The sequence below is a fragment of the Methanomethylovorans sp. genome (assembly GCF_041305605.1).
Taxonomy (GTDB): domain Archaea; phylum Halobacteriota; class Methanosarcinia; order Methanosarcinales; family Methanosarcinaceae; genus Methanomethylovorans.
This window is the reverse complement of sequence record NZ_JBFYLB010000093.1, coordinates 1-11210: the sequence shown is the minus strand read 5'-3', so window position 1 is coordinate 11210 and position 11210 is coordinate 1. Positions and strand designations below refer to the sequence as shown.

At 44.2% G+C, this 11210-nt stretch carries 7 protein-coding genes and 1 pseudogene; 5 read left to right on the top strand and 3 right to left on the bottom strand.

From position 1 onward, the window contains the following. The coding region (locus ACCM36_RS06125) for a tyrosine-type recombinase/integrase (RefSeq protein WP_370572868.1) at nt 1-1304 on the bottom strand (1304 nt) is incomplete at its 3' end. A 384-nt stretch (nt 1305-1688) separates the two neighbouring features. Here ACCM36_RS06125 and ileS point away from each other — a divergent pair. The 4 genes from ileS (at nt 1689) to ACCM36_RS06105 (ending at nt 7485) form a co-directional block, all read left to right on the top strand. Next, nucleotides 1689-4865, top strand: coding sequence for an isoleucine--tRNA ligase (ileS, locus tag ACCM36_RS06120; RefSeq protein WP_370572867.1), 3177 nt, complete (start codon nt 1689-1691; stop codon nt 4863-4865). Between the two features lie 17 nt (nt 4866-4882). Then, nucleotides 4883-5518 carry a 6-hydroxymethylpterin diphosphokinase MptE-like protein gene (locus ACCM36_RS06115; protein WP_370572866.1) on the top strand — a complete coding sequence of 212 codons (636 nt, stop codon included), beginning with the start codon at nt 4883-4885 and terminating at the stop codon, nt 5516-5518. Between the two features lie 73 nt (nt 5519-5591). Beyond that, nucleotides 5592-6677 (top strand): DUF373 family protein, encoded by a 1086-nt coding sequence (locus ACCM36_RS06110; RefSeq protein WP_370572865.1) that lies wholly within the window; start codon nt 5592-5594, stop codon nt 6675-6677. A 4-nt stretch (nt 6678-6681) separates the two neighbouring features. Continuing rightward, nucleotides 6682-7485: an MTAP family purine nucleoside phosphorylase gene (locus tag ACCM36_RS06105; RefSeq protein WP_370572864.1), complete on the top strand. Its 804-nt coding sequence runs from the start codon at nt 6682-6684 to the stop codon at nt 7483-7485. Between the two features lie 10 nt (nt 7486-7495). Here the strand turns inward: ACCM36_RS06105 and ACCM36_RS06100 are convergent, their stop codons facing one another. Continuing rightward, a complete protein-coding gene (locus ACCM36_RS06100) occupies nt 7496-8350 on the bottom strand; it encodes an RAD55 family ATPase (RefSeq protein ID WP_370572863.1) in 855 nt (284 codons plus the stop codon). A 148-nt stretch (nt 8351-8498) separates the two neighbouring features. Between ACCM36_RS06100 and ACCM36_RS06095 the strand changes: the two genes are divergently transcribed. Continuing rightward, complete coding sequence (locus tag ACCM36_RS06095) at nt 8499-10976, top strand: DUF5814 domain-containing protein (protein WP_370572862.1); 2478 nt, start codon at nt 8499-8501, stop codon at nt 10974-10976. A 7-nt stretch (nt 10977-10983) separates the two neighbouring features. On the opposite strand, the pseudogene ACCM36_RS06090 reads toward ACCM36_RS06095, so the two are convergent. After that, nucleotides 10984-11210, bottom strand: a pseudogene (locus ACCM36_RS06090) (cytochrome C biogenesis protein); the annotation flags it as partial.

Here is an 11210-nt window from a genome sequence, read left to right as displayed (position 1 = left end):
ACTGGTATAAGGTCAGGCTCTACTTTTATTATTCCAGCAGAAGTGAGTTGACCCATCACACTATCGAAGGTCGATTTGATTTGCCCAGTACTGTTCATAAGTCTCTCGATTTCAATGTGCTTACTGGAATTTATTCTTTGCATTTCCGCTATCTGCTGTTGAAGTTGGGCGGTCTTTTCTTTTTCAGCTTCAAGTGCATCAGTAATTTTCCTGAACTCTTCGGTTTCAATACTCTTGAATTCGAGGTCTTCGGTAATGGAAAGGTACTGCATATAGTGCATATAGGAGTCTCTCAGGTCATTTAAATCAGGAATATGGTATGCTGCATCCAATCTGCTTGGTTTATGCCCCATCATCTGCTCGACCATTTCCTTCGGCATCTTCTCATTTTTCAGTGTATTACTGAAAAACTTCCTGACATTATGAGAACGTATATCGATACGTTGCTTTGTCTTTTTGAAACCTGCTTTGGCATAGACTGTGCGATACATGATATCGACGTCTCTTGGCTGCATTCGCCTTAACTCTTCATTAGCACGTCCTGTTTTGTCGATGGTATTGAGGACAGAATCCTTGAGGTCATCCTTTATGAATAGGTAGTCGTCATCGCTGTAGATACGATGTTTTGCCAGATACTTGTCATATCTCTTACCATGATACTTGGGTGGGTTATTACGAAGGTATAAATATTTCTTGACAGCATCACAGGCTTCTGGATTGAGGAAGGTCGTATACTTGAATCCAGTTTTGATGCGTTTAATTTTAAGGGTACAGGTATTGGTTTTTTCATCATATCCTTGTTTGAAGTGGCTCACACGCAGACTCGTAACTTCAGCACTTCCCATACCTGAAGATGCCTGACAGAGAACGATGGCTCGATTTCGTGGGCTGCAAGCCTGAATAAATGGTCTCAGCTCGGTTAGCTTGTCAGGAATATGCATATTTTCTTCAATGCCTTCAGGTGACTTTATTGCCTTATTCTCTATCGTGTTTTTGGGTAGCTCTATCATGTTATGTTTGAAAAATCCCATCACATCGTTCACATGTCCCTTCACGGTGTTAGGTGCGAGACCTTTGTCTTTCAAGTAGGTGGAAAACCCTCTCAATCTTTTCCATGCAATACGCTGTGAAGGAATTTTTGTATACTCGTCAGTAGCTTCGTTGATAAGTTGTTCAGGGGTAAGTCCAGTATATTCGGTGTACTTTGCCATTGAGAGAATGTATCTACGATGTGTGTTTTTCTTATCAGTGAATACCAAAGTTGAACGAAAAGTAGGGTCTTGTCTTAGCTCTGCCTGCTTCATTACCACACCTCTTTGAATAGTGACTATTATTATATTTACTATTATTATAATTTTGTGATATCACTATAGGTCAAATATACGCTTTGATATTCAGAAACATCAGCATCGTATGTATGCGGCAAGAACGCTGGAAAAATTGCTTTTCAATGAACTTTTGCTTGAGACACTTTCGGTTCAGGATGTCATAGAGTAGCATTTCTTGCAGGAAATGTGCAGCATGTAAATTATATTATAAAACATGGATTAAAATATCTTTTCAACTGGCTATCCATATTTGGATCCGGGTTATCAACTATCTTTTTTTGCTTAAAACGCAGAACAAAGCATTTAAATTGAATACTGCAATAGGTGAATATCTAACAATCATGCTTATGGAGACTTCCTATGCTAAAGGAGATCACAGGTCAATACAACGCAGGTGAGATCGAATCCAAGATCCACTTTTTCTGGGATGAGATCGATGCGTACTCAAAGGTACGCCAACGCAGGATAGGTGCAAAACGTTTCTTTTTCGTGGACGGTCCACCATATACCACCGGTCACATACATTTGGGTACTGCATGGAATAAGATAATCAAGGATTCCATATTGAGGTATCGTTCAATGAACAATTGCCATATACTTGACCGTGCAGGGTGGGACATGCATGGCCTTCCAATAGAAGTAAAAGTAGAAGGTGTCCTTGGTTTTACTTCCAAGAAGGATATCGAGAGGTATGGTGTCGGGAACTTCATCGAAAAATGTAAGGAATTTGCCTTATTACAGAAAGATGACATGACTCGCCAGTTCTATTCTCTGGGAGTATGGCTTAACTGGAAAGACCCATATATGACACTGCGGGACGAGTATATCGAAGCGGCCTGGTGGACATTGAAACAGGCACAGCAAAAGAACCTGCTTGAAGAAGGCAAACGTGTGGTCAACTGGTGTCCCAGATGTGAGACTGCAATAGCAGATTCTGAAGTTGAATATGAGGAACGTGTAGATCCTTCTATCTATGTGAAGTTCAGGGTAAAGGGTGAACCCGATACATCGATCGTTATCTGGACCACAACTCCATGGACCATACCATCCAACATTGCAGTGGCAGTACATCCGTCATTCGAGTATTCCAGAGTAAAAGCTGTTACATCTGCCGGTGAGAGTGAGGTCCTGATAATGGCCTCTGCACTGGTCAAAGATGTGCTCAAGAAAGGCAGGTATGCTGATTTTGAAATACTGGATACCATGCTGGGTGAAGATCTTACGACACTGGAATATGAGCATCCTCTTGCAGACCAGATCCCAAAACAGGCACGTTTTAAGCATAATGTGTATCTTGCAGACTTCGTAACTGCAGAGAACACCGGTTGTGTTCATATAGCCCCCGGACATGGTATGGATGACTTTGAAGTGGGTATAAAACACGGGCTTCCCATTTTCTGTCCGGTTGGACCAGATGGCCGGTATACGGAAGAAGCTGGTGAATATACCGATATGCATATCAGGGAAGCTAACAAAGTGGTTGTGGAAAACCTCAAGGAAAGAGGGCTGCTGCTTGCAGAAGGTACTATTTCTCACCGCTATGGGCACTGCTGGAGATGTAAGACACCGATCATTTATCTTGCTACTCGCCAGTGGTTCCTGAAGATATCGGAATTAAAGGAACAGATGCTCTCAGAGATAGACAAAGTTGTCTGGTATCCTGAATGGGCTGGTTCAGCACGTTTCAGGGGCTGGGTGGAAGGTGCCAGAGACTGGTGTATCTCAAGGCAGCGTTACTGGGGCATACCTATCCCTGTCTGGCGCTGTACAGAGTGTGAACGGATAGATGTCATAGGCACCAAACAGGAACTTCTTGAAAGGTCAGGTCTGAAGGAAGGAATAGAACTTCACAGGCCCTATGTGGACTCTGTTACCCTGCAGTGCGAATGTGGCGGAAAGATGCGCCGTGTGGAAGACGTATTTGATGTGTGGTTCGACTCGGCAGTTGCTTCATGGGCCACATTGAACTTCCCTCAGAAAAAAGAAGACCTTGAAAAGTGGTGGCCTGCAGATTTCATTACCGAAGGGCATGACCAGACCAGGGGATGGTTCTATTCACAATTGGGTGCCAGTATGGTGGCTTTTGGCAGGGCACCTTATAAAAGTGTGCTAATGCACGGATTCACCCTTGACGTAGAAGGCAAGAAAATGTCCAAAAGCCTGGGCAATATAGTCCAGCCTTCCGAGGTTATTGATAAGTTCGGTGCAGACACCCTGCGTGCTTACGTGTTATCATCCAGTGCACCCTGGGAAGATCTGAAGTTCAGCAACGATGAGATCGCAAATATCCACAGGACTATTAACATCCTGTGGAATGTCTATCGTTTCCCGTTGCCCTACATGGCGCTGGATGCCTTTGATCCTTCGAATGTGTCACTGGAATCGGTGAAGCCTCACATGCGCAGTGAGGATAAATGGATCCTTTCCAGGATGCAGTCCGTAATAAAAGCAGTGAATTCCGCCATGGAAACATGTATGCTCCAGAAGGCCATCAGGACCATCAATGACTTTGTCCTTGAGGACCTTTCCCGCTGGTATATCCAGCTCATAAGGCCAAGGACATGGGTAGAGGCCGATGACCCGGATAAGATAGCCGTATACAGAGTACTATATGAGGTTTTCACGACCACTACAAAGGTCATAGCTCCATTCATGCCTCATCTTGCCGAGGAAATGTACCAGAACCTGGTACGCAACGTCTACAATGACGCACCGGAATCGGTCCACATGAACGATTGGCCTGTGCCTGACGAATCCCTTATAGATGTGGACCTTGAGCAGCATATGAAGCTTGCACGCTCTATTGTGGAGGCAGCTTCCAATGCTCGCCAGAAGGTCGGGCGTAAGCTGAGGTGGCCTGTGGGCAGGATCGTGGTCACTCCCCAGGATGAGACCGCAACGTCTGCTGTCAAGAACCTGAAAGAAGTGCTGATGGACCAGACAAACTCCAAGGATATTGTGCTTACTGAGGTTGGTGCATCCTGGGATGAACTTGGTTTCAGTGCTATACCCAACCCCGGAGCAATCGGACCGATTTTCAAGGGTGATGCGGGGAAGGTAATAGCTGCCCTAAAACAGGTTGATACCGTAGCATTGAAGAAAAAACTTGCCTGCTCTGAGGGTTATGAGCTACAGCTTGCTGACGGCAGTGTTGTGGCGATAACTCCCGATATGGTCAACTTCCAGGAAACACTGCCTGAACTGGTGGCAAGTGCTTCATCATCTGCAGGCATTGTATATGTGGACGCGAAGCTTACAAGGGAACTGGAAGCAGAAGGTTATTCCAGAGAGGTCATTCGCAGGGTTCAGGATATGAGGAAGGAAATGGACCTTGCAGTGGAAGAGAACATTAAGGTCATTATCTGTATCGATGATGAGCGGGTGGTAGACCTGGTGCTTGATCTGGAACAGTTGATAGCCAGTGAGGTACGTGCAGACCTGCAGATCATAGGCTTTGATGTAGAGGCATATGGAGACCTTGTCAAGGACTGGGATGTGGAAGGAATATCAATGCACATCGGAATATCCAGAAGCTGATGTATCCGGGGAATACTATGGACTTTACAGTCTGGGAACCCGTATATAAGGAGATACTTCAGGACTTTGGCTTTAGCAGGGAAGAGGATGAGCGGGCAGCTCTCCTTCTCTCACAGTTACTGGAACAACTGGTCTCACCGGGAAAAGATGCTCTAAAGAAAGTAATATCCGGAAAGGAAGTCCTTGTTTGTGGCAATGCTCCTACTCTTGCTGCAGATCTTGAAAGGTTAGATCTTGAAAGATATGTGATAATTGCAGCAGACGGTGCAACAGCTGTCGTAATGGATGCCGGCAGGATGCCGGATGTTATCGTTACGGATCTGGACGGAGACGTGGAGCGTGAGATCGAGGCTTCAGATCATGGTTCTCTTGTAGTTGTCCATGCCCATGGGGACAACATGGGCAGACTTCTCAAGTATGTTCCACGGTTTCAGAACATTATCGGTTCCACTCAAGCTGTTCCTCTGGAAAACATTTTTAACTTCGGTGGTTTTACTGATGGGGATCGGGCTGTGTATGTGGCCTATGAGTTTGGTGCAGGAACTATAAAACTTGCAGGTTTCTTTTTTGATGACCCTGTGGTATCCCCATTCAAAAAGAAAAAATTGAAATGGGCCCGCAGGCTTATTTCTTCTTTAGGGGTCAAGTTCTGAGCAAGCCGTTCCATGATGACGATTTTCATGAGAACTTATTTATATTTTGTTCAGCAATTAGGAATAAGGTTCCATGGATACACTGGTCATTTGTATAGACAGGGATAATGATCTTGGCGAAAAGGCAAAGATCTTAAGCCCTATAATAGGAAGAGAGGAAAATATCAAAGCAGCCGTTGCTTTGTCTATAGCGGATCCCGAAGATTCGGATTCCAATACCATTTTCGGTGGTGTGAAAGTACTGGATGAGCTGCGTGCAAAAGGAATGGAAGCTGAACTCATAACGTTTGCAGGTGATAAGAGAGTCGGTATCACTTCTGATCAGAAGATCTCCCAGCAGCTTGATGATGTCCTTGCTAAATACCATGCTTCTAATGCCGTCTTCATTTCAGATGGAGCTGAGGATGAAACTTTACTCCCCATAGTTCAGTCAAGGGTCAAGATCAATTCAGTTAAGCGTATTGTGATCATGCAAAGCTCAAACCTTGAAAGTACTTACTATATCCTGAAACATGCTTTTAACGATCCGAAGATATCTCAGACGTTTTTTGTACCACTCGGACTTGCATCTCTTATATATTCTATCTTCCTATTGGCGAATTATCCTGAAGGAGCTATCATAGGTATTCTTGCTGCGGTTGGCCTGTATATGCTGTACCGTGGTTTTGGTGATACTGTCACGATTATATGGAACAAGATAAAAGATGCATTCCATACGGGCAGACTGATTGCTGTAACTCATACTGCAGCGTTGCTGATAATTTTTGTTTCTTTTGTGCAGGGATTCGTACGCTTATGGCAATATTATACTCATGGAGGGATATGGTATCATGGATTGGTTCCGCTGGCTACTGTGTTCATACACAGTTCAATCTGGTGGCTGGTATTAGCTGCGGTCATAATCAATTTCGGTCGTATGATGGATAAATACTTGCATGGGCAATTCAGTTTTAGGCAGATCTCGCCTTCTTTCTATGCATTTTCCATGGGACTGCTGTTTTGGGGAGCAACTACGTATATACTTGCGTTCAATCCTGCTATTGAAGGTGCACAGCTTTCTCTTGTAACAGGACTTCAGTATTTCATTTATTCCATAGTTTTGGCTATCATTATAACTCTTGCAGGTATCAGGATAGCTGCCAGCCCTGTTAAGGAGTGAATTGATGACTATAAGCACATTGGATCAAGAATGCATGACCAATGTAGATTTTTCCTTTGCTGTCATAGGTGGTGTGGGCTTTTCTCACCTTGATGGCCAGTCACAGATCAAAGTAAAAACCGACTATGGTACTGTAGAGGCTTCCATTGTGAAAATGGGAGGCAGTAATTTATTGTTCATACCAAGACATGCAGGGGATATTGGTCATGTCCCGCCTCATAAGATCAATTACCGTGCCATTATAATGGCAATAAGGCAATTAGGGATCTCACGGGTGATATCTATTAACTCTGTGGGTACGATGCATAGTCATTCCATTGGAAACATAGTACTTCCTTATGACTTTGTGGACTTTACGCATAAGCGTCTATCCACTTTCTTCGAAAATAAGACCGTACATGCAGACATGTCAGAACCTTACTGTCCCCAGCTTCGTTCCATTATAAGGTCGATCCTTAAAGAAAAAGGGGTTGAAGCAGCTGATGTGATATATGCCTGTACTGAAGGCCCCAGGTTCGAGACAAAGGCTGAGATCCGCATGTTGAGTAATTTTGCTGATGTTGTGGGTATGACCGGTGTGCCTGAAGTAGTACTTGCCAAAGAGATGCAGCTATGTTATGCATCTCTATGTATGGTAACGAATATGGCTTGTGGCATTGAAGGGGCCAGGCCAACGGCAACTGAGGTATTGGATATACTTGTCTCCAGAAAGGAATTTATTTTTGAGCTGCTGCATTCCATTGCAGCACGTATGCCCACAAAAAGGGAATGTCTGTGTAATAATGCAATAGAAGATGGAATTATTTGATAAAACTTCTTCATGCAATATCCTTGGATGTGTCGATCTGGATGCCATCGCAGATCTTGAACTTGATGACCTCGGCAGTTGGCAGCATACCCCTCATTTTAGGAATGGCAAGTTTGTTCACTATCTTATCGGCTCCTCTGTCAAGGGATATCTCAAAGATGACATCTGCAGAATTAAGTATCTCGTTCTCCAGATGTTCGGGATGGCTCCCTTTTAAACCATAGAGATATGTAAGAGCACCTGTCTCCTTGCTAACCTCGTATATGATGTTCATTATCCTTCGGAGTAGTCCCGGATTCACATGCAGGTTCATGAAAAATGAGAAGTTGTCAAAAATAAGGTTGATCTCTCCTCCTTGATCATCGTTCCTTATGTTCTTTAAGTTATACTCCACGAACTCAAGCAGCTTAGTGTCTGCATAGTCATTCCCTACGTTGTCTACCATTTCACCCGAAGGTGTAAGGTAATACTCACTATAAACATCGATAAAAATTATGTTCTTTATATCAAAGTTAAGGTTCAGTATGTCCCTTAGTACAAATTTAGGTCTGCGACAAGTGGTGAAATAATATGTTTTTCTTGATTGGGTGAATTGGTAGAGGAATATTTCTGCCATGCCGGAAGGGTCAGCTGAAACATATGTCATTGATCCACAAGGCAGTCCTCCTCCTATGTTCCTGTCCAAGACTGAAATACCTGTGCTTGATATGCTGGGACCTGCAGTCTTCTCAGTAACTGGCTTATTTCCCTGGGGTATGCTTTCCCGGATAGTATCATAAAGATTGTGTGCATCGTTTTCGGTAGAAGATGCTTGTTCTTCACTATCTGTTTGCTGCATTCCGGCAGACTTGAACGGTCCTAACATGACACTTTCCCCTCTTTACGTAAGATATATCTATACCGATTTATTATATATTTTATCTATATATATTGGCTGCAAATACATATAATGTTTTCCAGGCAATGGGAACAAGCATACATTACTTATACCTTCTCTCCAATTCAGCTGCATAATGAGCTTATGGATCCTCATAAACCCCGAAAATACTAAATTATTTGTAATGGTCATTAAGGGTGGCAGGAAATTACCACTTTTCACGGGAGAAGTGATCCTTAATAAGACACCAGCCGGTGCAAGGCCACACAAGTTTAGGGTACTGAGGGATGGCAAGGAAGAATACCTGACGCCTGCCGAGTTCATAGACCTGCTGCGCATGGCCGATCGCATCATGATCGCACAAGGTGGGAATGAAGCCACTACTGCAGCTTTTATAGAAATGCTGAAAGGTTTCCAGCTGGAAGGAGAGTTTGTTAATGCCTGTCGTTTTTGCCTGCTTAAGCGCAGATTCAATTTCCTGAACAGGCGGTCAATACGATATCATTCTGAGAAGATATGTGAAGAATGTGCCAAAGAAGAGCTTTCCAGGGTCCTTAATGCTCCTCATTGCCATTATAGCGATGAAGCGAAACAGCGCATTGAAGAGATGCTTTTGCAAACAAAGGATTTCGATCGAACGGTGGGTGCATTAGACCCTGAAGGTCTTGACCAGGAACTGACCAGGTTCGATACAGTACAGGCTTCCCTTGATGCCAGAACTATGAAGGTGGCAGATCTTCCCATATCAAAAAGTTTTAAAGATGTTCTGTTAAAAAAATCCGAGGAACTGCTTCCAGTACAGACAATTGCAGTGGATTCGGGCCTATTCGAAGGAAAACATCAGCTTGTCACTTCAGTAACAGCTACAGGGAAGACATTGATCGGGGAGCTTGCAGGTATAGAGAACATACTGCGCAAAAAAGGGAAAATGCTTTATCTGGTGCCTCTGGTGGCCCTTGCAAATCAGAAGTATGACCAGTTCACGGACAAGTATGGGTCGTTGGGTATTACAACTTCTATACGGATAGGAAGTGCCCGCATCCGTACCTCCTCTACGCTCAGGATGCGCAGAACTCTTGATTCTGACATAATCGTAGGAACTTATGAAGGCATTGATTTTATACTGAGGTCAGGTGATACTGACCTTCTCGGTAAGATAGGCACAGTGGTCATAGACGAAGTGCACATGCTGGAAGACAATGAGCGCGGGCACAGGGTCGACGGTGTCATAGGCAGGCTGAAATACGTTGCTCCGGCTGCCCAGTTCATATACCTTTCTGCCACCGTTGCCGAACCACTTGCACTGGCACAAAAACTGAATGCGACATTGGTAGAATATGAATACCGGCCAGTCCCCATTGAACGTCATCTTATTTTCTGCGAGGAACATGACAAGCTCAAGCTTATGACCCGATTGGTAAGGGAGGAGTTTGCCAGAACATCCACAAAAGGGCATAAAGGCCAAACTATCATTTTCACTAATTCCAGACGCAATTGTCACAGCATATCGGAAGCATTGCCTATGGTATCTGCGCCTTATCATGCAGGCCTTACACAATCTGTGCGTAAATCCGTAGAAGAGCGTTTTCTTAAAGGGAAGCTGCCAGTAGTGGTAACAACTGCTGCCCTTGCAGCAGGAGTGGATTTCCCTGCATCGCAGGTGATATTTGAATCCCTTGCCATGGGGATCGAATGGGTCACAATACAGGAATTCATGCAGATGCTGGGACGTGCCGGACGTCCGGATTATCATGACAGGGGTATTGTAGTATTGCTGGCAACCCCAAATAAGCGGTATTCCAGTGAACAGACGGAGACCGAAGATGCTGTTGCGATAAAATTGCTCAAGGGTAATATGCTGCCATCTTCATTAGATTATGATGAAGATGAACAAATGGAAGAGATACTGGCATCAGCAGCTGTGACTTCTTCAAAAAAGGATCTTAAAGCTATCCACAAGCGTATGCTGGGCACATTTGAGTTTGAAAAGCTTGTTTCCAGGCTGATGCATTATAAGTTCCTTGAACTGAGGGAGGGAATAATTTCCCTTACACCATTCGGCCAGATAGCCGCCGGTCATTTCCTGTCAGTGTCCTCGGCTTTCCTTATACGGGATGCTGTGCTTAAGGGCAAGCATCCACTCGAGATCATTACGAACCTGGAGTTCTTTAATTCCGTTTATTTCAAGTACGCAGCACAGATCTCCACGGCGTTGGACATCAATATTCCTTCGCGTGTATTTCAGGGTGCTTCTCTTGACATCATATTTGAGGGAGATAATATAACCCAGCTTGATCAGAACATACAGGACCAGCTCTTTGAATTTGCAGCAGCTTTCCTTACCTGTAAATGCAAGGATTCTCCATATTGCGGATGTGCAGAGAGGCGTTTTTCTGCAAAGATCGTGGAAATCCGCATGGAAGGCTATGATCCCGCGGGTATTGTACGCAAACTGGAAGACCTGTACGGCGTGACAGCCTATCCGGGTGATGTATTAGGCTATCTTGACAACGTAGTACGCAATCTGGATGCCGTAGAAAAGGTCGCAAAGGTTTATTCTAAAAAAGATATAGTCCGTGCTGCTTGGGAAATGAAACAGCAGGTTGAGGGCTAGCTTCACTTTAGATCAGATGCAAATGAAGCAGCAGGGCGAGGAATATTAGTACAATTCCTGTGAAAAGCCTGATCTCTACACGCTTGTTTTCCTTGAGTTCTGTAATGGTTTGCGGTTTCATGCCATAGCCAAGTAATATTCCCAGGATGATGATGGGAAAGATCACTCCTAAATTATAGATCGCAAGGTAGAAAGTTCCAAGGGTAAGATCAGTTCTGCCTACCAGCATATCCA

What these genes read in the sequence shown, in the direction of transcription:
- ACCM36_RS06105 (WP_370572864.1), top strand. Translation starts at nt 6,682, where the DNA reads ATGACTATAAGCACATTGGATCAAGAATGCATGACCAATGTAGATTTT.
- ACCM36_RS06115 (WP_370572866.1), top strand. Translation starts at nt 4,883, where the DNA reads ATGGACTTTACAGTCTGGGAACCCGTATATAAGGAGATACTTCAGGAC.
- ACCM36_RS06100 (WP_370572863.1), bottom strand. Translation starts at nt 8,350, where the DNA reads ATGTTAGGACCGTTCAAGTCTGCCGGAATGCAGCAAACAGATAGTGAA.
- ileS (WP_370572867.1), top strand. Translation starts at nt 1,689, where the DNA reads ATGCTAAAGGAGATCACAGGTCAATACAACGCAGGTGAGATCGAATCC.
- ACCM36_RS06095 (WP_370572862.1), top strand. Translation starts at nt 8,499, where the DNA reads ATGAGCTTATGGATCCTCATAAACCCCGAAAATACTAAATTATTTGTA.
- ACCM36_RS06110 (WP_370572865.1), top strand. Translation starts at nt 5,592, where the DNA reads ATGGATACACTGGTCATTTGTATAGACAGGGATAATGATCTTGGCGAA.